The sequence below is a fragment of the Streptomyces sp. NPDC056296 genome, assembly GCF_042268605.1.
In the GTDB taxonomy this organism is placed as follows: Bacteria; Actinomycetota; Actinomycetes; order Streptomycetales; family Streptomycetaceae; genus Streptomyces.
Genome location: NZ_JBHJRX010000024.1, coordinates 86,782 through 109,038, shown reverse-complemented (window position 1 = coordinate 109,038; position 22,257 = coordinate 86,782). Strand labels below are relative to the sequence as shown.

Genomic DNA, 22,257 nt, shown 5'->3' with positions numbered 1-22,257 from the left:
CCCCCTCATGAGCGGCAAGGCGGACCCCCGGGCGGCGGGGGAAGGGACCACCTCGAGGACGCGGCTGGACCGGGGGCGCGGTGCGCTCGGACCCGCGTTGGAGCTCGTGCACACCGGACGCGCCCCCACCCGGGCCGTCCTCACCGCGGAACTCGGCGTGACCCGGGCCACGGCCGGCGCGGTCGCCGCCGAACTGGAGGCGCTGGGCCTGATCCGGGTGGACGCCCGGCCCGGCGCCGCGGCCGGTTCGCAGGGCCGTCCCTCGCACCGCCTCGCGGTCGCCGAGGACGGGCCCGTCGCCCTGGCCGCCCAGGTCCACGCCGACGGATTCCGCGCGGCACTGGTCGGCCTCGGCGGCCGGATCGTCGCCACCGCGCCCGGCTGCGAGGTCGTCGACGCCGACCCGGCGAAGGTGCTCGGCTCCGTCGTCGAGGCGGGCGCGGAACTGCTCCGGGAGACCGGGCGGCGCTGCGTCGGCGCGGGACTCGCCGTACCGTCCGCCGTCGCGGAACCGGAGGGCCTGGCGCTGAACCCGCTCCACCTGGCCTGGCCGGCGGGCGCGCCCGTGCGGCGGATCTTCGCGGAGCAGGTGCGCGCCGCCGGTATCGAGGGGCCCGCGTTCGCCGCGAACGACGTCAACCTCGCCGCCCTCGCCGAGCACCGCCACGGCGCCGGGCGCGGAGCCCGCGACCTGCTGTGCGTGGCCACCGGCCACCGCGGGGTCGGCGGCGCCCTGGTCCTCGACGGCCGCCTGCACATGGGCAGTTCGGGTCTCGCCCTGGAGGTCGGCCACCTCACCGTCAACCCCGAGGGCCGCCCCTGCTACTGCGGCGGCCAGGGCTGTCTGGACGTGGAGACCGACCCGCTGGCCTTCCTCACCGCGGCCGGCCGCGAGCCAGGACCCGAGGTGTCGCTGCTCCAGCAGTCCATCGACCTGATCCGCGGCCACTACACCGACCCGGCCGTCCGCACCGCGACCCAGACCCTCATCGACCGCCTAGGCCTGGGACTCGCCGGCCTGGTCAACATCCTCAACCCGGACCGCATCATCCTCGGCGGACTCCACCGCGCACTCCTGGACGCCGACCCCGAGCGCCTGCGCGCGGTCGTCGCCGACCGCAGCCTGTGGGGCCAGAGCGGAGGCGTGCCGATCCTGCCGTGCAGCCTGGACCACAACAGCCTGGTCGGCGCGGCGGAGTTGGCCTGGCAGCCGGTCCTCGACGACCCGCTGGGCGCGCTGGCGTGAGCGACGCGTCCGCTCTCCTCAGGCCGTCGGCCGGTTGCCGCCGCTCGGTGCGTGGCTGAGGTCGACGACGCAGAAGATGTTGCCGTCCGGGTCGGCGAGGACGACGAAGTCGGGGTCGGGCGGGTAGAGGTCCCAGTCGACGGTCCGCGCACCGAGACCGATCAGCCGCCGCACCTCCACCCGCTGTTCCTCCGCCGTGTCCGTGAACAGGTCGAGGTGGAGCCGGGGGCGCGGCTCGGCCGGTGACTCGCTGCGCAGCAGGCCGAGGGCCCGCCCGGAGCCGTCGGCGTGGTCGAGCGTGCGCCATGTCTCGCTCCTCCACTCCTCGGAGGCGACCAGGTCCAGAGCAGCCGTCCAGAACGCCACCGCGCGGGGCACGTCCGTGACGCCGATGACGGGGATACCGAGTCTCAGCATGGCCCCGAGCCTACGTACTGGGCGATCCCGATGGGCGAGGCCGGCTCCCGGAAGCAGGAGCGGAACGTGCGCGTACTCCCCGCGAGGTACGCACACTGCCGCTGGCCGTACGACGACCCGGCCCCGCCCCGGGAGGACGCTCGGAAGCACGAACAAGGACGACGTCAGGACAACACCACGGACGTCACCAAGGACATCGCTACCGAGGAGTTGGACGACATGGATACCCTGGCACACTTCGGCGACGGCGGGCCCGGCCCGTGGATCCTGTTCTTCCCGGTGATCTGGGCGCTGGTCATCGCCGGCGGCGTCACCCTGCTGCGCCGCACCGTCTGGCGCGGCCGCCGCGGTCCCGGCCGCCCGACCACCGTCGACGACAACTCACCCATCAGCGTCCTCGGCCACCGCTTCGCCTCCGGGGAGATCGACGAGGACGAGTACTGGCGCCGGCTGTCCGTGCTGGACGAGCAGTTCGGTCGTACGGGCAAGGGCGGTGCGGCATGACCACGACGACCACCGTCCGGGCCGCCGCCCGGGTCGTCGACGCCGTGAAGGTGTACGGCGGTGGCGACACCGCCGTACGCGCCCTGGACGGGGTCAGCGTGGACTTCCCGGCCGGCCGCTTCACCGCCATCATGGGGCCCTCGGGCTCCGGCAAGTCCACCCTGATGCACTGCGCCGCAGGACTGGACACCCTCACCTCGGGCACCGCCCGCATCGGCGACACCGACCTGAGCACCCTCGACGACCGCCGCCTCACCCTGCTGCGCCGCGACCGCGTGGGCTTCGTGTTCCAGGCGTTCAATCTGGTGCCGACGCTGACCGTCGCCGAGAACATCACCCTCCCCCTCGACCTCGCGGGCCGCGGGGGCGACACCGAGTGGGTCGAGGCCCTCATCGACGTCGTCGGACTGCGCGACCGCCTCCACCACCGGCCCGCCGAACTCTCCGGCGGACAGCAGCTGGGGGTCCCCCCAGGCCGTTCAGGCGCCGTTCAGGCACTGGGGGAGGGGCGCGGTGGCCCGCGCCTTCGCCGGGCGGCCGGACGTGGTCTTCGCCGACGAGCCCACCGGCAACCTCGACTCCCGCTCCGGCGGCGAGGTGCTGGGACTCCTGGGCCGCACCGTGCGGCAGACGGGCCGCACGGTCGTCATGGTCACCCACGACCCCGTCGCCGCAGCCCACGCGGCACTCGACGATGACCGAACGGGACGGGCACATGCTGCCTCCCGCCCGGTCGCCGACCCGCTCACTCGACGGCGACCGAGCGGGATCGCGTCGGCTGCCCACGCTGCCGTCCCGGCGGCCGACCCACCCGGCGGGTACCCGGGTGGCGATGGCCTCATGGGTGCGTTCCGGACGCCGCCGCCCGTCTGTCGGCGGTCGGTGGGTCGGCGACAGAAGCGGAGCCCCGGTCCCCGGTCAGGCTCAGGCTCCGCGCGTCAGGTCGCCGGAGGGCGACGGCCGGTACCTGGCGCCGGGCGCGTCCAGCGGGCGGCGATGACCGTCGACCGGCCCAACTGGCGGTCGAGGATGGCCGATAGGCGTCGCCGGGCCCGGCCGGCGCAGACCGGAGCCGACCGTAATCCGGAGCCGACCGAAACCCGGAGCCGACCGGAACTCGGCGCCAACCGAAACCCGGCGCCGACCGGATCCGGCGCCGGACCGCGCGCCGGCGGCGAGACCGGTACCCGACCGCACGGCCCGCGGCAGCGAAGGGTCACCGCCCGGTCAGCCGGCAACGGCCGACCGGGCGGGAGCGGGTTGGGGTCTGCCCAGGTCGACCGCGTGCTCGACCTCCGCGAACGCGGCGGCCGGCACCTCCTCGACCAGGCGTCGCGGCGGGCGCGCGGAGGCGGGTGGCGCGGTGACCGGCGCGGCTGTGACGGCCGTCGGGAGCGTGAACCAGACGACCTTGCCGGACTCGCCGTCCGGCCGGGCACCCCAGCTCTCGCTCATCGCGGCCACCATCGAGAGCCCGCGCCCGCAGGTCGCGAGCGGCTCGGCGTCGTCCACCACGGGCAGACGCGGATCGTGGTCGCGCACGGAGACGGTGAGCCGGTCCAGGACCAGCTCTATCTCCACGATGCACGTCTTGTCGGGCCGGGCATGCAGGTGGACGTTGGTCAACAACTCCGTCACGCCGAGCGCGGCTCGGTCGATCAGGGAATCCATATGCCAGTAGCGCAATTGCGCAGATACGATTCTGCGGACCTGGCCGATCCGCGACGGCAGGGCTTGGAGCTCCACCGTGCAGTGTCTGCTTGGGTGACTGATCACGGCTGCGACTCCCCGACATAGAGGTCCGGAAGAACACGGAGTTCGGATCCAGCAGGGCGCACGCGGCGCATCGCCGCCTGCTGTCATGGCCGGCGGGCTGGTTCGCAGCGTTATCGCCGGTAAACCCAGAGTGACGTGAGACCAGCGTGACGCAAGGGGTGAGGCACCGCAACTTACGGACATCTCAACCGCGGTGCCCGGCCGCCCTGCGCACCGCCTCGATGAAGCGGCGAGCCGCGGGCGGACCCGGCTCGCCCGGCGCGGGGTCCCGCTCGCCGAGCGTCAGCAGGTACCGCTCGCCGTTGAGGTCGGCGAGGGCCCGGCCCTCCGGGGCGAACCAGGGCCGGGACGCGCGTACCGCCTGCACCGGAGCGCTGTCGATCTCACTGCCGTAGCTGGTGAGCAACTCCACTCGGCCACCGCTGATCCGGACCGTTCCGGCCCGGGTGAGTGAACGCAGCCGCTTGCCGATCCGCACCCCCGTGGCCCTGAACTCCGGCTCCGCCATGCCGTCGCCCCCTCGTGCGCGTCGGTTGCCGGACCGTGCACCTCGCTGGGCCCGGTACCGGCCGGCTCGTGTCGTGCTGCAGTGTGCGCCCGCGGCGGGAACCCGGTCCCGCCCGCTGGCAGTCTGCCCGCACCACGCGCCGAGCACCAGTACGCACCCGCCCTTTCCGGTGGCGACCGGAGCACTCGCGCGAATGCGCCCCCACCGGGCCGGACACCGGGCCGGGCATCGGGCCGGACACCGGGCCCCAGGGCAGCCTTTGGACTCCCCAAAGGTGTGTTTATGCAGGTGAGAAGCGTATGGAAGGTGCTTATGATCGAGGCGTCGGCCGCGCGACGCGCCGTCGGCGCGCAGCCTAAGGAGCCCCGTCGTGAGCACCCCCCAGCAGACCCGCACCGGCGCCACCCTCGACGTCGACCACAGCGACACCGCCTACCGCGCCTGGCTGAAAGAAGCCGTGCGCAAGGTCCAGGCCGACGCCAACCGCTCGGCCGACACCCACCTGCTCCTCTTCCCGCTGCCCGAGCGGTGGGGCATCGACCTGTACCTGAAGGACGAGTCCACCCACCCCACCGGCAGCCTCAAACACCGCCTCGCCCGCTCACTCTTCCTCTACGGCCTGTGCAACGGCTGGATCCGGCCGGACCGCCCGGTGATCGAGGCGTCCAGCGGCTCGACGGCCGTGTCCGAGGCGTACTTCGCGAAGCTGATCGGCGTCCCCTTCATCGCCGTCATGCCGCGCACGACCAGCGCCGAGAAGATCCGCCTGATCGAGTTCCACGGCGGACGCTGCCACTTCGTGGACGACTCCCGCCGGATGTACGAGGAGTCCGCACGCCTCGCGGCCGAGACCGGCGGCCACTACATGGACCAGTTCACCTACGCCGAACGTGCCACGGACTGGCGCGGCAACAACAACATCGCCGAGTCGATCTTCCGTCAGCTGCGGCTGGAGCGGTTCCCCGAACCGGCGTGGATCGTCGCCACGGCCGGCACCGGCGGCACCTCGGCGACCCTCGCGCGCTACGTCCACTACATGCAGCACGACACCCGCGTCTGCGTCGCCGACCCGGAGAACTCCTGCTTCTTCGAGGGCTGGACCACCGGCGATCCGGACGTCTCCTGCGACCGCGGCTCCCGGATCGAGGGCATCGGCCGGCCCCGTATGGAGCCGAGCTTCGTGCCCGGCGCGATCGACCGCATGATGAAGGTGCCGGACGCGGCGAGCGTCGCCGCCGTCCGGGCCCTGGAACAGGCCATCGGCCGCAAGGCGGGCGGCTCCACGGGCACCGGACTGTGGAGCGCGCTGAAGATCGTCGCCGAGATGGTGGCCGAGGGACGCCGGGGCAGCGTGGTGACGCTGCTGTGCGACCCGGGGGACCGGTACCTCGACAAGTACTACTCGGACGCCTGGCTCGCCGAACAGGGCCTCGACATTGGCCCGTACACGGCGGCGATCGAGTCCCTGCTGCACACGGGCACCTGGCCCGGCTGACCCGGGGCGACGAGGCGCAGGCCGCGCGCGGTGGGCGGTTCGGCCGCGCGCGGTGGGCGGTTCGGCCGCACGCGGCGGGCGGTTCGGCCGCGCGCTACGGGCGGGTGAGCCGCCGGTCCAGCGAGGTGACCGCGTCCCGGAAGGCCCGCCCCAGACCCGGACGCGCGCGGTTCAGCACGAACCGGAACGGCGCCGTGCCGTCCGCGGCGAACGTCCACCGCACGCGCGTGCCGGTCCCGGCCGGCGCCAGCCGCCACTCCTCGACCATGGCCCGGGCGCCGGGCGCGTTGGTGACGTCGACGCGATAGGCGTACACCTCGGGCCGCTCGGCCGCCAGCACCGTCTCCACGAAGCGTGTACCGCCCCTGAGCCGGATCTCGCGACCAGCGCCCTCACCGATGGGCCGGGCGAACGTCACCGCCGAGAACCAGGCGGTCCAGCCCGGTACGTCCTCGGCCAGCGCGCGGAAGACCGCGTCCGGGGCGGCGGAGATCTCCCGCGCGAAGACCAGGCGTACCGGAGCCGTCTCGACGAAGTCGAGACCCACCGGACGCAGACGGCGAGCCATGGTCGCAACCCCCTTGAGCGAAGCCGCGAATGCGGACGATCGGCCAGGAGGCGCCACGATAGCCGGAGGTACGCCGGGTGTCAGCGGGGCCAGGGGTGCGCGCCGGCGTCCGCCGGGATCAGTCTGCCGTCTCCGGCTCGCCCGCCACGACCAGCCCCAGGTGCTCCGAGATCTCCGCGCGGGCGTCCGCCGGCAGGCCGGCGTCGGTCACCAGGGTGTCCACCTGCTCCAGTGCCGCGAACGAACTCAAGCCCACCACACCCCACTTGGTGTGGTCGGCGACCACCACGACACGCCGCGCCGACTGCACCAGCCGCCGGTTGGTCTCGGCCTCCGCGAGGTTCGGCGTCGACAGGCCGGCCTCGGCCGATATCCCGTGCACGCCGAGGAACAGCACGTCGAAGTGGAGCGTCGCGATCGCCTGGTCGGCGACCGGGCCCACCAACGAGTCGGAGGGAGTACGCACCCCGCCCGTCAGCACCACCGTGGCCGCACCCTGCCGCGCCCCCGAGGTGCGCTGCGCCACGTGGAACACGTCCGCCACCCGCACGGAGTTGGTGACCACCGTCAGGTCCGGCACGTCCAGCAGCCGGTGCGCCAGCGCGTACGTGGTCGTACCGCCCGACAGGGCGATCGCGGCTCCCGGCGCGACCAGGTCCGCCGCGGCCCGTGCGATGTCCTCCTTGGCGGTCGGCTCCAGACCCGACTTCGCCTCGAACCCCGGCTCGTGGGTGCTCGCCTCGACCACCGGGACCGCGCCGCCGTGCACCTTCTCCAGCACGCCCTGCCGGGACAGGGCGTCGAGGTCGCGGCGGACCGTCATGTCCGACACGCCGAGCTTGCGGGTCAGCTCGTTGACCCGGACTCCGCCCCGGCGGCGCACCTCGTCGAGGATCAGGGCGCGCCGCTGCTCCGCGAGGAGGTTCGGATTCTCACTCACGTACGCTTCGGTCCTTTCGCCGCGAAACCGCCCGACATGCCCGGCGCACCCGCTACGACGAGGAGTTCTCCCGCTCCGGTGCGTGGACATCCCATCCTCGCACGCCCCGACACGGGCCGCGCCACCGCCTGTCCGCCGCGCACATGTCACTTCCGCCCCGTCCCGGTGTCACCTGTCGCACGGTTCGGGGAGATTCCGTGCCGAGGGGTGCACGCCGCCCGCTCAGCGGAGATCCTTGTGCCCGCACGGACAGAGCCGACGGCGCGTCACGGGGGAGTGCGGACAGTGGAACAGGCGCAGGATCGGGCCGGGACGGGCGGACAGGACGCCCCCGGACCGAACGACGTAACAGCCGGAACAGCCCGAACAGACGAGACAGGCGGAACAGGCGGAACAGGCGGAACAGGCGGAACGAACAGAACAGAGGAGACGGGCGGGAGAACCGGCACCGCCCTGGAACTCCTGGTCCACGGAGTGGGCGGCACGACACCCGCCGAGATGCTGGACGACCCGCGGACCGTGCGGATCACCGGCGACCACATCGCGGCCGTCTTCCGGCGCACCGAGGACGCCGACGCCGAGTCCCGCCCCGAGGACTACCGGGGCCGGCCGGTGCCCGAGGCCTACGTCTGGTGCAACCTCACCTCCGGCAACGGCACCCGCGCCCTGTGGCTGCTGCTCCTGCCGTTCATGGTGGTCAACCTCGCCCACTGGATGCGGCCCACCGCGCACGGCCGGACCCGGACGGTCCGCCTGTACGGACTGCTGGTGCGGCTCGTCGGACTGACCCTGACGGTGCTGCTGGTCGCCGCGGCCTGCGAGGTCGCCCTCGACCTCGTCGCCTGGCAGTGCGCGGGTACGCGCGCGTGCGCCGAACGGCACTCCTGGCTGGGCTTTCTGTCGCCGGTGATGTCGGACGGCGGCTGGTGGAGCACGCCCGGCCGCAGGCTCGCCCTCGCGGCCGCCGTGCCCGCCGCGCTCACCGGCCTGCTGTGGTACCTGTCGCTGCGCACCTGGCGGGCGTACGAGTCCCAGCAGCCGATGGACCGGGAGGCCGACCCCGAGGAGGACGCCGCCCGCACCGCCCTCGGCCGGCCCGGGTTCTGGTACGGACGCCGTCTGGTGGCCCGGCTGCGTGCCGCGCACACCGCCGCCGCGCTGCTGACGGTCGCCGCGGCGGTCGGCGCACCGGCGGCCCGCTTCGACCGCCGGCCGGGCGGACCGGCCCTGCTCGACGCGCTGGGCTGGGCCCTGGAGGCCGTGCTGGCCGCCGGGGCGGTCGCCGTGGTCGCGGTGGTCTGCCGCCGGGGCCGCAGCGAGAACCGCCTCGACCGGACACTCGACGAGCACCTCGTACGACGCCTGCCGCTCGCCGCCCTCGTCCTGTTCGTCCTCGCCCTGCTGTACGGCGGCTGGACCCGCCCGGAGTGGGCGTCGGGCGGTCGGCTGCCGGGGGACATGACCTTCGGCGGCATCGCCCTGGTCCAGGGTCTGCTGGTCATCGTCCTCGCCGTGGTCGCCCACAGCCTCCACCGCGGCCTCCCCGACGCCCGTGCCGCGATCCGGGGCCTCGGCGGCCCCGCCGTCGCCATGCTGGCCTGCGCGCTGGGCGGCGTCATGTCCGGCGGTGTCTCCCAGCGGGTGTCGGACTGGCTGGACGGTACCGGCACCTCGATCGACGGCCCGCCCGTCCTGCTGACCTGGCAGGCGTCCGTCATCCCGCCGCTGCTCGTCGTCGTCCTGCTGCTCTGCGCCGCGCTCGCCCGGCGCACCTGGCGCCTCGCCCGCGCCGAACGGGAGGCCGTGGAGGGCGATCACCCCGGGGAGGCCGGGGACCCGGGACGCACCCGGCGCATCGCGCTCACCCGCGCCCTGGCCACCCTCACCGATCGGGCCCCCCTCCTCGTCGCCATCACCTCCGCCGCCACCCTGCTGCTGGGCGCCGGAGCCCTGGTGGGAGCCCTGACCACCGACCAGGTGCCCGGCGACGCCACGCGCGGGACGTACGCCGTCGTGCACGGCGCCGCGCAGACCGCGCAGGCGCTGGGTTCCTGGCTCATCGGCCTCGGCTTCATACTGTTCGTCACCTGGGGCAGGCGCGCCTACAAGGACGCCTCCGCGCGGCGCACGATCGGCATCCTGTGGGACGTCGGCACCTTCTGGCCGCGCGCCGCCCACCCCTTCGCACCGCCCTGCTACGCCGAGCGCGCGGTGCCCGACCTGACCTGGCGCATGGCGACCTGGACCCGGGCCACCGGCGGGCGGCTGGTCATCTCCGGGCACTCGCAGGGCAGCGTCCTCGCCGCGGCGGCGGCCTGGCAGCTGGAGCCGTCGGCCCGCAAACGGGTCGCCCTGCTCACCTACGGCTCCCCGCTGGAGCGGCTGTACGGCCGCTGGTTCCCGGCCCACTTCGGACCGGCCGAGCTCTCCTCGCTGCACGAGGAGGTCGACTGCTGGCGCAACCTCTACCGGCGCACCGACCCCATCGGCGGCCCGATGCGGCTGCCCGGCGACTCGGGCCCCGCGGTCGACCGCGCACCCCTCAAGGACCCGCTCACCTACGGCCGCACCGAACTCCACCCGCTGCCCGCGCCGCTCCTCGGCCACTCCGACTACCAGGCCGACCCGGCCTTCGCCGAGGAGCGGCAGCGGCTGCTGGCCCGGCTGCGCCCGGAGGTACCGGCACCGCGCCACACCGGCCGGACGGCACCCGTCCCGGCCGCGGACGGCGGACCCGAAGACTGCTGAGAGGTACGGACCGTACCCACCGGAGTTTCCGCCGCGGCTCCGGTGGGTCCGTCTACGGCAGTTCCGGCAGGTCCTCGGCGTACAGCAGGGTCAGGTCGTCCGTGCTGGGGTCGGAGACCTGGGCGACCCGGCTCGCGTGCCGCTCCACCATCGCCTCGAAGGTCTGCCGCGCGGTACGGCCGTTGCCGAAGGCCGGGCCCTTCGGGATCGCCGTGAAGTACTTCGTCAGCGCCTCGGCCGCGCCCGGCGCCAGCCGGTACTCGTGCTCGTCGGCCTGCTGCTCCACGATCCGCAGCAGCTCCTCGGCGCCGTAGTCGCCGAAGGTGATGGTCCGCGAGAAGCGGGACGCCACACCCGGGTTGACGGACAGGAAACGCTCCATCTCCGCCGTGTAGCCCGCGACGATCACCACGACCGAGTCCCGCTGGTCCTCCATCAGCTTCACCAGCGTGTCGATGGCCTCCTTGCCGAAGTCGCGGCCCGCGTCCTCGGGAGAGAGCGCGTACGCCTCGTCGATGAACAGCACGCCGCCGTGCGCCCGCTGGAACGCCTCCTGGGTGCGGATCGCCGTGGAGCCGATGTGCTCGCCGACCAGGTCGACCCGGGACACCTCGACCAGGTGCCCCTTGTCCAGTACGCCGAGGGAGGCGAGGATCTCGCCGTACAGCCGGGCGACCGTCGTCTTGCCGGTGCCGGGGGAGCCGGTGAAGACCAGGTGGCGTTTGACCGACGCGGCCTTCAGGCCCGCCTGCTGCCGGCGCCGGCCCACCTCGATCATGTCGGTCAGGGCCCGGACCTCGCGCTTGACGCTGTCCAGGCCCACCAGCGCGTCCAGTTCGCCGAGGACGTCCTTGGAGGTGCGCGCCGGCTCCTCGGGCGCGGCGCCCGCGATCAGGGGCTCCTGCTCGGTGCTGCGCTGCCCGGGGATCGAGCCCAGCAGGCCGGGGGACCGGCTCACCGTCTGCACGACGGGCTCCGGCGCGGGGGGCGGCGCCAGACCGCCGCTCTCGTCGCTGGTGCAGTCCTCGACGAGTGGACCGGAGTCGTATGCCGTGTCCGGGCCACCGTCCGCGAACTCGTACCCGCCGCGCGCGCACCGCTCCGTACGGCACTTCCGCAGCGTCGTACGGCAGCCGTCGATCACATGGAAGCCGTAGCCGGCGCTGCCGGTCACCCGGCAGTTCAGGAAGCTGCCGCGGCCGCCGGCCGACACGTAGACGCCGGCCTCCGAGGGGGAGTCGACCGTGCAGCGCTCGATGGTGGGGTCGGCGCCCTTGGTGACGATCACGCCGGTGCGGTTGCCGTCCAGGGTGCAGTTGTTCAGGGTGCCGCCGCTGCCGTGGTCGCGGAACCAGGCGCCCGTGGCCGCGTCCCGGATGCGGCAGTCGTCGAGCTGCGCGGTGGCGCCGTCGCTCACCGAGACCGCTGTGTTGCGCACCTGGGACAGGTCGCTGTCGACGACGTCCGCGCGCGAACCGCGGTCCAGGACGAACAGCGCGTCCGGCACGTCGTGCACCCGGCAGGAGTCGAGCACCGCGGTGGCGCCGTCACTGACCCAGACCGCCGGATAGTCGCCGGTACTGTCGAAGATCTCGCACTGGTTGGCGTCCACCCGCGTGCCCGGGTCCCACACCGACAGGCCGTTGCGGCCGAACTGCCGCACGGTCGTGCGGGTCAGGGTGAGGACGGAACGGGAGCGCAGGTCGACCGCGTTCTCCGGGATGTCGTGGATACGGCAGTCGGCGAGCGTGAGCACCGCGTCCGTGTCGAGCGTGACGCCGTCACCGGTGGTGCGGTGCACGTCGCAGTCGGTCAGGTGCGCGGTGGCCCGGCCGGTGACCTGCACGCCGCTGCCCCGCACCTCGTAGACCTCGCAGCCCACGGCCTCCAGCGAGGACCCCTCGCCCGTGGCCGTCAGGCCGGAACCCGCGGCGTGGTGGACCCGGCAGCGCTCCAGCCGGGGGTGTGCGCCGGAGCGCACCGCGACGCCCGCCTGACCGGCCGAGACGACCTCGCACTCCTCGAACACGCCGCCCCCACCGTCGAGAACGGCGATGCCGACACCCGCCGGATTGTCGACGGTGCAACGCCGCACCGTCGGCCGCGCGTTGCCGCGCACCTCTATCCCGGACGCGGAACGCGTGACCACCCGCAGATCCAGCAGCTCCGACGTCCCGTCCTCCACGAGCACCGCGGGCGCCGCCGCGTCCTGGCCCTCCACGTGCAGATCCTGGATCACCGCCGAGGCGCGCACGGTCAGCGGTACGCCGTCGACCGGCGCGATCCGTACCGAACCCTGGGCTCCCTCGGGCCCGCGCAGGGTCACCGCCCGCTGGACGACGAGGTTCTCCCGGTAGGTCCCGGGGGCGACGGTGAGGACGTCACCGTCGGCCGCGGCCTCCAGGGCGGCGGCGAGCGATGCGTACTCACCTGTGCGGCGCCGCCACCGCGAGGTGCCGGTGTGCGTCACCTGGACCGTGCCCTGTGCCATGGCGTTGCTGTGCCCCCACCTCGTCGTACGCGGGTCGTCGCCGATTGGGTTCGGCCGGTCCACCGTAGCGTGCGCACAGGTGGTGAGTTGACCGGAGGCGGAAGCCCGTCAACTGCCCGCGCCGGTCCTGCCCCAGTCCGGGCCCGCCCGGTCCCACTCCCGCTCCCAGCGGGCGTACCTGCGGCGGACCATGCGCCACACGACGATCCGTCGGCCGGCCTCGACCAGGGCCGCGGCCACGACGGCGGCGCCGAACCCGGCGAGCACGGCGTGCGTCGTCGCGGTCGCGGAGTCCAGTGGACGGGCCACCGTCCGGCCCTGTCCGTCCGTCCATATGGCGAAGCGGTCGCCGGGGCCCGGGTCGGCGATGCTCGCCACGACGGCGCCCTCGTGTCTCGATCCGTCCGGCGCGGTCCAGTCGGCGAGGACACGGCTGCGCAGTCCCCCGGCGGGCGCGCCGTCGGGGTCGACGGTCACCGGCGGACGCTTCAGAGCGCGGACCACGGTGGCCGTCACCCGGTGCCGGGACTCGTGCTGGTCGCGCACCGACCGCTGCATGGCGTCCTGCGCCGCGCCGCCCACGCGCGCGCCGACCAGGGGTGCCACGGACAGGATCAACAGCAGCCCCGCCAGCGCCACCCACGCCTCGGCGAGGTCGGTCGCGCGGCACAGCGGATTGTGCCGCCAGCGCCACAGCCCGCTGATCGCCCGCACCATCCGCACCCCCTTCCCGCTCCGTACCGCCCCCGGTCGAGCCGTCCATGCGCGGGCCGGTCCGGGAGAGCGCGTCATCGCCTTTCGACGGGGCTCGCGGCCGGGTTTCTCATGAACGTCTGTTTCTCATGAACGTCTCACAAAGCCCAACGCGCGGGCCGCGGACCCGGTTCCCGGGGTATTCGCCCCTGTCCGGAACCCGCCCCCGGAGGTATCGGCATCTCACTCGACGATCCGCACCGGGTCGCCGACCCGGATCGTGCCGCGGCCGACCGGGATCAGGTTCTGTCCGAAGACCAGCCCGCCGTCGAGGCGGCGGTGCCGCCCGAGGCTGTGCAGGGGCTCCCTGCCCCGCTCGGCGGTGCCCTGGTCGGTCGTCGCCACCACGCACCGCCCGCACGGCTTGGCGACCCGGAAGTCGACCTCGCCGACGGCGACGCGCGACCAGCCGTCCTCGGCCCACGCGTCGGTGCCGGAGACGACCACGTTCGGCCGGAAGCGGTTCATGGGCAGCGGGCCCTCGTCTGCGTGCTCGCCCTCGGCGATCAGGGAGTTGAGGGCGTCCAGGGAGGCCGTGGCGGTGAGCAGCAGCGGAAAGCCGTCGGCGAAGGAGACGGTCTCGCCCGGGAGCGCGTACCGCGGGTCCACGGGCCGGCGCGTGGCGGGATCGTCCAGGTACACCAGTCGCACGTCCGTACCGAGGAAGGCGCTGCACCAGGCGTGCACGGCGTCCCCCTCCGCGGGGAGCGCATCGACCTTGTCGCGGAAGATCTGCACCACGACCGTGCCCACCGCGCGAGGGACCGGCACCGTGAGCGGCTCCCGGCCGGGCGCGGACAGCCGGACGCCGCCGCCGGGCAGAAACTCGGCGGCGGCCAGGGCGAGGCGCGGCTGCCGGCGTTGTGTGACGACCTTTCCCCCGTCGTCGATCAGCATCCAGCGGCGGTCTCCGGTCAGCCCCCAGGGCTCCACGACGGCCTCCCGGAGCGCCAGGCTCCGGAGCGCCTTGACCGGATGGACGTGGATCGACTGCAGCCGCGCGTTTCCCATGAGGTCATCGTGCCAGGCGGCACCGACAACGCCGCGGACGGCTCAGTAGCCGCGGTACTGCTGCTGGTTGTACGGGTCCTGATACGGCGCCGGGGCCGGCCGGGGGGCCGCGGGGCGCATCGCCTCGTATCCCGCGGGGCCGGGCGCGGCCGGGCGGTGCTGCTGCGGCTGATGGGGACCGGGGTACCCGCGCGGCGCGGTCGCCTGGTGCGGGATGTACGCGGCGGGGGCCTGCTGCAGCGGGGCGGGCTGTGGCACCTGCTGCGGGTAGCCGTAGGAGGGCTGGGACGGGCCCGCCGGGAGGGCGGGCAGAGCCGACGGGAGCGCGGGCAGGTGGCTGCCCGGCGCGTCGTACGCGGCGGGGACCCGGATCGGGGCGATCTGCGGGGTGCCCCGCTCGGCCACGAGCGAGTCGTAGATCGGGGTGTCCGGGAAGGAGGCGGAGTAATAGCCGCCGCCATAAGTGGAGCGGGGGGAGGTCATGGCACATAAGTTAAGCCCACGATGTGCTGGTTGGGGAGACCGATAAGAGGGTTGTTTTCCGTGTCCGCAGTGACCTGGGATCCCCAATGCGAGCGAACTTGGCAAAATGGGGCGTCGCGAAACGCGATCTTGCGGTAAAGGCCGAGTTCCGGGCGGGTTACCGGCGGTTGTCCGGACGTCTTGCCGCACTCCTCGTCAGGGGCGGGTGACGGGGGGAATAGGTTGGGCGCGTAAAACTTGGCGAACCGCCGGGACGCAGCCCGGTTCGGTGACACGTGATGGGGGCGGACATGCCAATGTCGAAAGGATCGAACACCCCGGTGCCGACGACGGCGCTGCGGGTCGAACTGGGCTGGCGTTCGGGTCCCGGCGTGCCCGACGCGGACGCCTCTGCCCTGCTCCTGGTGGGTGGGAAGGTGCGCTCCGACGCGGACTTCGTCTTCTACAACCAGTCGGCGCACTCCTCCGGCGCGGTCCGCCACGAGGGCAAGCGGGACGCCGGCGGCCGGGTGACCGACAGCCTGCTGGTCGACCTCGCGCGCGTGGAGCCCGCGATCGAGACCGTGATCCTCGCGGCCTCCTCGGACGGTGGTTCGTTCGGGCAGGTCCCCGGTCTGTACATCGAGGTCCGCGACGCCGCGCAGAACACGGTGGCGGCACGTTTCGACAACCCGGGCGCGACCGTGGAGACGGCCTTCGTGCTCGGCGAGTTCTACCGCCGCCAGGGCGCCTGGAAGTTCCGTGCCGTCGGCCAGGGCTACGACAGCGGGCTCGAAGGCCTGGCCACGGACTACGGCATCTCGGTGGACGAGCCGCAGCAGGCGGCCCCGGCCGCCCCGCCGGCGCCGCCCGCCCCCGCGGTCACCGTGCCGCCGCCGGCACCCTCGGCCCCTCCCACGACGCGGCCGACCCCTCCCACGACGCGGCCGGCCGCCGCCCCGCCCCCGTCGGCGCCCGCCGCGGAGCCGGTCCGCCTGACCAAGGTCACGCTCACCAAGGCGGCACCCTCCGTCTCGCTGACCAAGCAGGGCGGCACCTCGGGCGCCATGCGCGTCAACCTCAACTGGCAGGTGCGCAAGCAGTTCTCGGGCTGGGCCCGCAAGCTCGGCCGCCCGGTCGCCATGCACGACGACCTCGACCTCGACCTGTGCTGTCTGTACGAACTCACCGACGGCAGCAAGGGAGTCGTCCAGGCCCTCGGCAACGCCTTCGGATCCCTGCACCAACCGCCGTTCATCCACCTCGACGGCGACGACCGCACCGGCGCCGTGACGAGCGGCGAGAACCTCACCGTCAACCTGGACCACAAGCACTATTTCCGGCGCGTCCTCGTCTTCGTCACCATCTACGAGGGGGCCCGCTCCTTCGCCGACCTGCACGCCACGGTCACCCTCCAGCCGCAGTACGGCGCCCCGATCGACTTCTCGCTCGACGAGTGCACGGTGCCCTCGACGGTGTGCGCCCTCGCGCTGATCACCAACACCGGCAGCGACCTGGTCGTCCAGCGCGAGGCCCGCTACCTGGTGCCCGAACGCGGCGTGAGCCCGCAGCGAACGGTCGACTACGCCTACGGGTGGGGCATGAACTGGACCCCCGGCCGGAAGTGAACCCCCTGCCGGCCGGGGCGCTCAGCCCTTCTCGGGCACGGCGTCCGGACGGGTGTAGGTGCGGCCCTTCCAGGCCGCACCGCGCCCCCTGTAGTGCTGCACCGCCGAGTCGACCGTCATCAGGAGGTACAGGAACGCGGTGAACGGCAGCAGCGGAGCGAGCCACAGCGGCTGCCGGTAGTAGCGCAGCATCGGCACGTACGTCCCCGTCATCACCAACCAGGCGGCGACGCCGAGTACGGCCGCCGCCGAACTCCCCGTCGCCGCACCCACGACCAGCGACGCCGGCGGCACCAGATACACCAGCGCCAGGCCGGCGACCGTTCCGGCGAGCACGAGCGGGTTGTGCCGCAGTTGCGCGTACGCGCTGCGCGAGACCATGCGCCACAAGTCGTGCAACCGCGGATACGGACGCACACTGTCCACCCGGTCGGCCAGACCCAGCCAGACGCGGCCGCCGCCGCCCTTGACCGCCCGGGCGAGGGCCACGTCGTCGATGACGGCGTGCCGGATGGCGTCCGGGATCCGCGCCCGCTCGGCGGTCTCGGCGCGCAGCAGCACGCAGCCGCCCGCGGCCGCCGCCGTTCCCCCCTTTCCGCCGATCCACCGGAACGGGTACAGCTGCGCGAAGAAGTAGACGAAGGCCGGCACCACGAGCCGCTCCCACACGCTCTCCACCCGCAACCGGGCCATCTGCGAGACGACGTCGAAACCGCCCGTGCGGGCAGCGGCCACCAGCCGGCGCAGACTGTCCGGCGCGTGGGCGATGTCGGCGTCCGTCAGCAGCAGGTACTCGGGCTCACGCGCGCGTGCCAGGTCGACGCCGTGCCGCACCGCCCACAGCTTGCCCGTCCAGCCGGCGGGCGGCTCCCCGGGCGAGGCCACGGTGAGGGGCAGGCCCTCATGCCGCCGGGCCAGCTCGCACGCCAGCTCACCCGTGCCGTCCGTGCTGCCGTCGTCGATCAGGAAGACCTCCGCCCGCCCCGGATAGTCCTGGGCCAGCAGCGACGGCAGGCTCGCCGGCAGGACCGCCGCCTCGTCGCGCGCCGGGACGACGACGCACACGGAGGGCCAGGCGCCGGGTTCCTCCAGGGCAGGCAGTCTGACGTCCGTACGCCAGAAGAAGCCCCGGGCGAGCAGCAGCCACAGCCAGGCGGCCAGGGACAGGGCGGACACGACGGTCACGGGGGAGGTCCACGCATCGGCGCTCACGTGCGCAGTCTGCCCCACGACACGGGCCCGCAGCGGCGCATCGTCTATGGTGGCCGGGTGAAGATCGCGCTCATGGACTCCGGAATCGGTCTGCTGGCGGCCACCGCCGCGGTACGGCGCCTGCGACCGGACGCCGATCTCATCCTCTCCCTGGACCCCGACGGCATGCCCTGGGGCCCGCGCACCACCGAGGACCTGACCGGGCGGGCCCTCGCCGTCGCCGAGGCCGCCGCCGCGCACAATCCGGACGCCCTGATCGTCGGCTGCAACACCGCCAGCGTGCACGCGCTGCCCACGCTGCGCGCCCGGCTGGAGCCCACGCTGCCGGTCATCGGCACCGTCCCGGCGATCAAGCCCGCCGCGGCCGGTGGCGGTCCCGTGGCGATCTGGGCGACGCCCGCCACCACCGGCAGCCCCTACCAGCGCGGTCTCATCGAGGAGTTCGCCGGCGACGCGACGGTCACCGAGGTGCCGTGCCCGGGGCTCGCCGACGCCGTCGAGTACGCGGACGAGAGCGCGATCGCCGCTGCGGTCGCCGCCGCGGCCGCCCTGACGCCCGACGCGGTAACGACCGTCGTCCTGGGCTGCACCCATTACGAACTGGTCGCCGAACGCATCCGCGCCGCCGTTCAGCGCCCCGGCGCCCCGCGCCTCGTCCTGCACGGCTCCGCCGGTGCGGTCGCCGCCCAGGCGCTGCGCCGGATCGGCGCCCGCCCCGACCCAGGGGCCCCGGCCGAGGGCACCCTCACCGTGCTGCTGAGCGGACGCGAGGGCACGCTGCCCGCGCCCGCGCTGGCCTACGACGAGGGCCGGCTCCTGCGAGCGGTCACACCCGCGCGCTGACCGGCGGGCACGCCCGGTCGGCCCAGTCACACCGTGCGACGAGGTACCCGCGCAGCGAAACGTGAGTAACCTCTTGTCCATGAGGCATCGCCACGGCGAGACCACCCCCCAGCCGGACGTCTGGACCGGACGTGCCACCAACCGGGTCCAGTGGCTCCTGGCGCTCATCGGCGCCGCCTGCATGGCGCTCGGCATCGCGCTGGCCGTCGAATCGGCCTGGGAGTCCGGCGTCGCCCCGCTGGCCATGGCGGTCGTCGGCTGCATCGCGGCGGGACTGCTGGTCCTCTTCGGCACGCTGGCGTTCGTGCACGTCGCCCTGAGAGTCGACGAGGAATGCCTCGAAGTGCGCTGCGGCCACATCGGCGTGCCCCGTCGCCGCATCCCCCTCTCGCACGTCGCGGGCGCCGAGTTCGCCCCGTGCGTCACCCCGCGCCACTGGGGCGGCTGGGGCTACCGCTGGCGGCCGGAGAAGGGCACCGCGGTCGTCGTACGGCGCGGGGAGGGCGTGGTCCTGCGCCTGTGGGACGGCCACACCTTCACGATCACCGTGGACGACGCCGAAGCGGCCGTCCAGGTCATCAAGGACCGACTGCGCCCGAAGGCTCCCGGCCCGGCGCACTGAGGGCGCGGTGCGCCACCGAACCGCGTGCGGTACCGGGCCCGGCCGCACCCCCACCAGCACCGAAGCGCCCAGCCCTCACCGGGGCATCCGGTCGCCCCGCGGTCGTACGCCGCTCGCGCGCGCCGGCGCGTCGTCGGCGACGGGGCGGGCCGTGGCCAGTCCCGCGAGGAGCCCCGCGCCCACCGACACCGCGGTGAAACTGAGCGCGTTGCCGACGGCCGCGATCGCCGCGAGCCCGGTGAGGGCCACGCCCGCGGTGAGAACGACCGGCGTGGGCCGCGACGAGCGCCACAGCGCGTACAGCATCCAGCCGAAGGCCGCGCCCAGCAGGACCACACCTACGACGCCCTGTTCGGCCGCCTGCTGCCACACCGCCGAGTGGGGTCTGCCGTCGGTCACCGAGGACTGTGCCGCGGTCGGACTCAGCGACCCGAAACGACCCGGGTCCACACCGAGCGCGAGGTCTCCGCGCAGCAGGTCCAGCGCGTCGCCCCACAGCCGCACACGATGAGCGGTCAGCTGCCCCTCCAGGGAGGCGGCCAGGCCGACCGGCACAAAGCTTCCGAGGACCGCCCAGGTCAGGCCGGTCACCAGGCCCGCGGCCAGACCCAGCCCCGCGATCCCGGCACCACGGCGGCGCACGCGGCCCGCGGCGAGCGAGCACAGCAGCACCACCGCACAGACGGCGCAGCCGACGGCCGAGCCCAGGACGGCCGCGGTCACGGCGATCCCGGCGGCCAGCAGCCGCAGCGCGACCCGCACGGCCGGCACCGGACTCGCCCAGGCCCCGCAGCACGCGGCGCCGGCCGACAACGCGAGCAGGGCGGCGGTCGCACCGGCGTCTCCGAGCGGCGCGGTGATCCGTGGCCCGGGCGCGAGGTGCGGGACGGCCACCGTCAGGGCGACCCCGGCCAGCGCCGCGCCGCAAGGGGCGGCGACCGGTAGGAGCGCCCCGCAGATCCGTCCCGCGGCGTAACCGGCGGCCACGGCCAGCACCGCGAGCAGCACGCCCTCCGGGCGCCCTCCCCCCGCGGCGGCCGTGATCAGCGACCAGGAGGCGCAGGCCCCGAGGATCACCACACCCGCCGTGTCCGCACCGCTGCGTCTGCCGCCGTCCGCGTCCGGACCGGCCGCAGCCGTCGTCCCCCTCGAACCCACGCGTCCCCCGCCCGCGTCGCCCCCGACCTGACGGGCCCCGGCCACCCGGCCGGGTCGGGCCGACGACTGAGGCTCCGGCACACCGTAACGGCTGGTCGGTGGATTGTGGACCGCTCGGCACCCGGATGTGCCGAAACGATGCGGCACCGGCCGCCAGGGCCGCGCGGCGACCTCCGACCGTGCTGTCGGCGGCGCGGTCACCCGCCGTACACTCCGGGGGGTGACAGCCACCGCAACCTCCGTCGGCGAGTCGGACCGGACGCAGTCGCAGGCCACGCGCGCCTCGCGCGTCGCCGCGCGGCTCCTGCGCCTCCTCCCGGCCGCCGCCGCCGCGCTCTCCGGAGTGCTGCTCTACGTCAGCTTCCCGCCGCGCACCCTGTGGTGGCTGGCCCCGCCCGCCTTCGCCGTCCTCGGCTGGGTGCTGCGCGGCCGCGGCTGGAAGGCCGGTCTCGGCCTCGGCTACCTCTTCGGCCTCGGCTTCCTGCTGCCGCTGCTGGTGTGGACCGGCGTGGAGGTCGGCCCCGGCCCCTGGCTCGCCCTGGTCGCGATCGAGGCGCTCTTCGTCGCGTTGGTCGGCGCGGGCGTCGCCGCCGTGTCGAAACTGCCGGCCTGGCCCGTGTGGGCGGCGGCGCTGTGGATCGCGGGAGAGGCCGCCCGCGCGCGTGTGCCCTTCGAGGGCTTCCCCTGGGGCAAGATCGCGTTCGGGCAGGCGGACGGCGTGTTCCTGCCGCTCGCCGCGGTCGGCGGCACACCGGTGCTCGGGTTCGCCGTCGTCCTGTGCGGCTTCGGCCTCTACGAGGCCGTGCGCCTGGCCGCCCTGGCGCGCCGCACCCGGGAGGTACGGCGGAGCGCGGCGGCGGTGGCCCTCCTCAGCGTGGCCGTACCCGTCGTGGGCGCCGTGGCCGCCCGGCCACTGGTCAGCGACAAGGCGGAGGACGGCACCGCGACCGTCGCCGTGATCCAGGGCAACGTGCCGCGCGCGGGCCTCGACTTCAACGCCCAGCGGCGGGCCGTACTCGACTACCACGCGCGCGAGACGCGGCGCCTGGCCGCCGAGATCAAGGCAGGCAAGGTCGACCGGCCCGACTTCGTGCTCTGGCCGGAGAACTCCTCGGACATCGACCCGTTCGCCAACCCCGACGCCCGCGCGGTCATCGACCGGGCCGCCAAGGCGATCGGCGCGCCCATCTCGGTCGGCGCCGTCGTGGAACGCGACGGCAAGCTGCTCAACGAACAGATCCTGTGGGACCCCGACAAGGGCCCGGTCGACACCTACGACAAGCGGCAGATCCAGCCCTTCGGCGAGTACCTCCCACTGCGCTCGCTCATCGGGGCGATCAACGACGAGTGGACCTCCATGGTCAGCCAGGACTTCAGCCGGGGCACCGAACCGGGCGTGTTCACCATGGCCGGCACCAAGGTCGGGCTCGTCACCTGCTACGAGGCCGCCTTCGACTGGGCGGTGCGCTCAGAGGTCATCGACGGCGCCCAGATGATCTCCGTACCCAGCAACAACGCGACGTTCGACCGCAGTGAGATGACCTACCAGCAGCTCGCCATGTCCCGCATCCGCGCGGTCGAGCACAGCCGGACCGTCACCGTGCCGGTGACCAGCGGTGTCAGTGCGATCATCATGCCGGACGGGAGGATCACCCAGCGGACCGGCATGTTCGTGGCGGACTCCCTGGTCCAGGAGGTGCCCCTGCGTTCCTCCGAGACGCCCGCCACCCGACTGGGCGTGGTGCCCGAGATCGCCCTGGTGCTGGTCGCGGCCGGCGGGATCGGCTGGGCCGTCGGTGCCGGTGTGCGCGGGCGACGCGCCCGTGGCGTGTAGCCGTACGCCCGCCGCACACCCCGCGGCCTCGCCTTAGTGGC

The 22,257-nt window shown here is 74.0% G+C and carries 19 protein-coding genes and 1 pseudogene; 9 read left to right on the top strand and 11 right to left on the bottom strand.

The features are described from left to right. Nucleotides 1-7 precede the first annotated feature (7 nt). Nucleotides 8-1,246: an ROK family protein gene (locus tag ACFCZF_RS19415; RefSeq protein ID WP_376672684.1), complete on the top strand. Its 1,239-nt coding sequence runs from the start codon at nucleotides 8-10 to the stop codon at nucleotides 1,244-1,246. Between the two features lie 18 nt (nucleotides 1,247-1,264). On the opposite strand, the gene ACFCZF_RS19410 is transcribed toward ACFCZF_RS19415, so the two are convergent. Continuing rightward, the gene (locus tag ACFCZF_RS19410; RefSeq protein ID WP_376672683.1) at nucleotides 1,265-1,663 is read right to left on the bottom strand and encodes a VOC family protein; all 399 of its coding nucleotides are present in this window, start codon (nucleotides 1,661-1,663) and stop codon (nucleotides 1,265-1,267) included. Between the two features lie 219 nt (nucleotides 1,664-1,882). On the opposite strand from ACFCZF_RS19410, the gene ACFCZF_RS19405 reads away from it, so the two are divergent. Together ACFCZF_RS19405 and ACFCZF_RS19400 are read left to right on the top strand one after the other, a co-directional pair. After that, nucleotides 1,883-2,167 (top strand): SHOCT domain-containing protein, encoded by a 285-nt coding sequence (locus tag ACFCZF_RS19405; protein ID WP_376672703.1) that lies wholly within the window; start codon nucleotides 1,883-1,885, stop codon nucleotides 2,165-2,167. Further along, a pseudogene (locus ACFCZF_RS19400) lies at nucleotides 2,164-2,851 on the top strand (ABC transporter ATP-binding protein); the annotation flags it as partial. The gene ACFCZF_RS19405 and the pseudogene ACFCZF_RS19400, both read left to right, overlap by 4 nt. Nucleotides 2,852-3,394: 543 nt before the next feature. Here the strand turns inward: ACFCZF_RS19400 and ACFCZF_RS19395 are convergent. Together ACFCZF_RS19395 and ACFCZF_RS19390 are read right to left on the bottom strand one after the other, a co-directional pair. Beyond that, nucleotides 3,395-3,943 carry an ATP-binding protein gene (locus ACFCZF_RS19395; RefSeq protein WP_376672702.1) on the bottom strand — a complete coding sequence of 183 codons (549 nt, stop codon included), beginning with the start codon at nucleotides 3,941-3,943 and terminating at the stop codon, nucleotides 3,395-3,397. A 184-nt stretch (nucleotides 3,944-4,127) separates the two neighbouring features. Continuing rightward, nucleotides 4,128-4,451 carry a hypothetical protein gene (locus ACFCZF_RS19390; protein WP_375910347.1) on the bottom strand — a complete coding sequence of 108 codons (324 nt, stop codon included), beginning with the start codon at nucleotides 4,449-4,451 and terminating at the stop codon, nucleotides 4,128-4,130. A gap of 370 nt (nucleotides 4,452-4,821) precedes the next feature. Here ACFCZF_RS19390 and ACFCZF_RS19385 point away from each other — a divergent pair, with 370 nt between their 5' ends. Further along, nucleotides 4,822-5,946 (top strand): PLP-dependent cysteine synthase family protein, encoded by a 1,125-nt coding sequence (locus ACFCZF_RS19385; protein WP_376672682.1) that lies wholly within the window; start codon nucleotides 4,822-4,824, stop codon nucleotides 5,944-5,946. Nucleotides 5,947-6,040: 94 nt separating this feature from the next. Here the strand turns inward: ACFCZF_RS19385 and ACFCZF_RS19380 are convergent, their stop codons facing one another. Further along, complete coding sequence (locus tag ACFCZF_RS19380; protein WP_376672681.1) at nucleotides 6,041-6,514, bottom strand: SRPBCC family protein; 474 nt, start codon at nucleotides 6,512-6,514, stop codon at nucleotides 6,041-6,043. Nucleotides 6,515-6,632: 118 nt separating this feature from the next. Next, the gene (locus ACFCZF_RS19375; protein ID WP_376672680.1) at nucleotides 6,633-7,454 is read right to left on the bottom strand and encodes a DeoR/GlpR family DNA-binding transcription regulator; all 822 of its coding nucleotides are present in this window, start codon (nucleotides 7,452-7,454) and stop codon (nucleotides 6,633-6,635) included. Nucleotides 7,455-7,952: 498 nt separating this feature from the next. Here ACFCZF_RS19375 and ACFCZF_RS19370 point away from each other — a divergent pair, with 498 nt between their 5' ends. Continuing rightward, entirely contained in the window at nucleotides 7,953-10,202 is a 2,250-nt protein-coding gene (locus tag ACFCZF_RS19370; protein WP_376672701.1) for a hypothetical protein, read from the top strand. A gap of 52 nt (nucleotides 10,203-10,254) precedes the next feature. On the opposite strand, the gene ACFCZF_RS19365 is transcribed toward ACFCZF_RS19370, so the two are convergent. The 4 genes from ACFCZF_RS19365 to ACFCZF_RS19350 form a co-directional block, all read right to left on the bottom strand. Further along, nucleotides 10,255-12,693, bottom strand: coding sequence for a right-handed parallel beta-helix repeat-containing protein (locus ACFCZF_RS19365; RefSeq protein WP_376672679.1), 2,439 nt, complete (start codon nucleotides 12,691-12,693; stop codon nucleotides 10,255-10,257). A gap of 108 nt (nucleotides 12,694-12,801) precedes the next feature. After that, nucleotides 12,802-13,407: a hypothetical protein gene (locus tag ACFCZF_RS19360; protein WP_376672700.1), complete on the bottom strand. Its 606-nt coding sequence runs from the start codon at nucleotides 13,405-13,407 to the stop codon at nucleotides 12,802-12,804. A gap of 222 nt (nucleotides 13,408-13,629) precedes the next feature. Further along, the gene (locus tag ACFCZF_RS19355; protein ID WP_376672678.1) at nucleotides 13,630-14,457 is read right to left on the bottom strand and encodes an MOSC domain-containing protein; all 828 of its coding nucleotides are present in this window, start codon (nucleotides 14,455-14,457) and stop codon (nucleotides 13,630-13,632) included. A gap of 42 nt (nucleotides 14,458-14,499) precedes the next feature. Next, on the bottom strand, nucleotides 14,500-14,940 hold the full coding sequence (locus ACFCZF_RS19350) for a DUF6643 family protein (protein WP_376672677.1): 441 nt from the start codon (nucleotides 14,938-14,940) through the stop codon (nucleotides 14,500-14,502). 296 nt (nucleotides 14,941-15,236) lie between these two features. On the opposite strand from ACFCZF_RS19350, the gene ACFCZF_RS19345 reads away from it, so the two are divergent. Beyond that, nucleotides 15,237-16,547, top strand: a complete 1,311-nt coding sequence (locus ACFCZF_RS19345; RefSeq protein ID WP_376672676.1) for a TerD family protein — start codon at nucleotides 15,237-15,239, stop codon at nucleotides 16,545-16,547. A gap of 21 nt (nucleotides 16,548-16,568) precedes the next feature. On the opposite strand, the gene ACFCZF_RS19340 is transcribed toward ACFCZF_RS19345, so the two are convergent. Further along, nucleotides 16,569-17,777: a glycosyltransferase gene (locus ACFCZF_RS19340; protein ID WP_376672675.1), complete on the bottom strand. Its 1,209-nt coding sequence runs from the start codon at nucleotides 17,775-17,777 to the stop codon at nucleotides 16,569-16,571. 39 nt (nucleotides 17,778-17,816) lie between these two features. Between ACFCZF_RS19340 and ACFCZF_RS19335 the strand changes: the two genes are divergently transcribed. Continuing rightward, nucleotides 17,817-18,602 carry a glutamate racemase gene (locus tag ACFCZF_RS19335; protein WP_376672674.1) on the top strand — a complete coding sequence of 262 codons (786 nt, stop codon included), beginning with the start codon at nucleotides 17,817-17,819 and terminating at the stop codon, nucleotides 18,600-18,602. A 79-nt stretch (nucleotides 18,603-18,681) separates the two neighbouring features. Beyond that, nucleotides 18,682-19,224: a hypothetical protein gene (locus tag ACFCZF_RS19330; protein WP_375910317.1), complete on the top strand. Its 543-nt coding sequence runs from the start codon at nucleotides 18,682-18,684 to the stop codon at nucleotides 19,222-19,224. Nucleotides 19,225-19,299: 75 nt separating this feature from the next. On the opposite strand, the gene ACFCZF_RS19325 is transcribed toward ACFCZF_RS19330, so the two are convergent. Further along, nucleotides 19,300-20,382 (bottom strand): O-antigen ligase family protein, encoded by a 1,083-nt coding sequence (locus ACFCZF_RS19325; protein WP_376672706.1) that lies wholly within the window; start codon nucleotides 20,380-20,382, stop codon nucleotides 19,300-19,302. Between the two features lie 220 nt (nucleotides 20,383-20,602). Between ACFCZF_RS19325 and lnt the strand changes: the two genes are divergently transcribed. Next, nucleotides 20,603-22,216 (top strand): apolipoprotein N-acyltransferase, encoded by a 1,614-nt coding sequence (gene lnt / locus ACFCZF_RS19320; RefSeq protein ID WP_376672673.1) that lies wholly within the window; start codon nucleotides 20,603-20,605, stop codon nucleotides 22,214-22,216. Nucleotides 22,217-22,257: the final 41 nt, after the last annotated feature.

Bases quoted from the DNA above. Each gene is read 5' to 3' on its own strand.
- ACFCZF_RS19415 (WP_376672684.1), top strand. From the start codon at position 8: ATGAGCGGCAAGGCGGACCCCCGGGCGGCGGGGGAAGGGACCACCTCG.
- ACFCZF_RS19410 (WP_376672683.1), bottom strand. From the start codon at position 1,663: ATGCTGAGACTCGGTATCCCCGTCATCGGCGTCACGGACGTGCCCCGC.
- ACFCZF_RS19405 (WP_376672703.1), top strand. From the start codon at position 1,883: ATGGATACCCTGGCACACTTCGGCGACGGCGGGCCCGGCCCGTGGATC.
- ACFCZF_RS19390 (WP_375910347.1), bottom strand. From the start codon at position 4,451: ATGGCGGAGCCGGAGTTCAGGGCCACGGGGGTGCGGATCGGCAAGCGG.
- ACFCZF_RS19380 (WP_376672681.1), bottom strand. From the start codon at position 6,514: ATGGCTCGCCGTCTGCGTCCGGTGGGTCTCGACTTCGTCGAGACGGCT.
- ACFCZF_RS19370 (WP_376672701.1), top strand. From the start codon at position 7,953: ATGCTGGACGACCCGCGGACCGTGCGGATCACCGGCGACCACATCGCG.
- ACFCZF_RS19365 (WP_376672679.1), bottom strand. From the start codon at position 12,693: ATGGCACAGGGCACGGTCCAGGTGACGCACACCGGCACCTCGCGGTGG.
- ACFCZF_RS19355 (WP_376672678.1), bottom strand. From the start codon at position 14,457: ATGGGAAACGCGCGGCTGCAGTCGATCCACGTCCATCCGGTCAAGGCG.
- ACFCZF_RS19350 (WP_376672677.1), bottom strand. From the start codon at position 14,940: ATGACCTCCCCCCGCTCCACTTATGGCGGCGGCTATTACTCCGCCTCC.
- ACFCZF_RS19345 (WP_376672676.1), top strand. From the start codon at position 15,237: ATGTCGAAAGGATCGAACACCCCGGTGCCGACGACGGCGCTGCGGGTC.
- ACFCZF_RS19330 (WP_375910317.1), top strand. From the start codon at position 18,682: ATGAGGCATCGCCACGGCGAGACCACCCCCCAGCCGGACGTCTGGACC.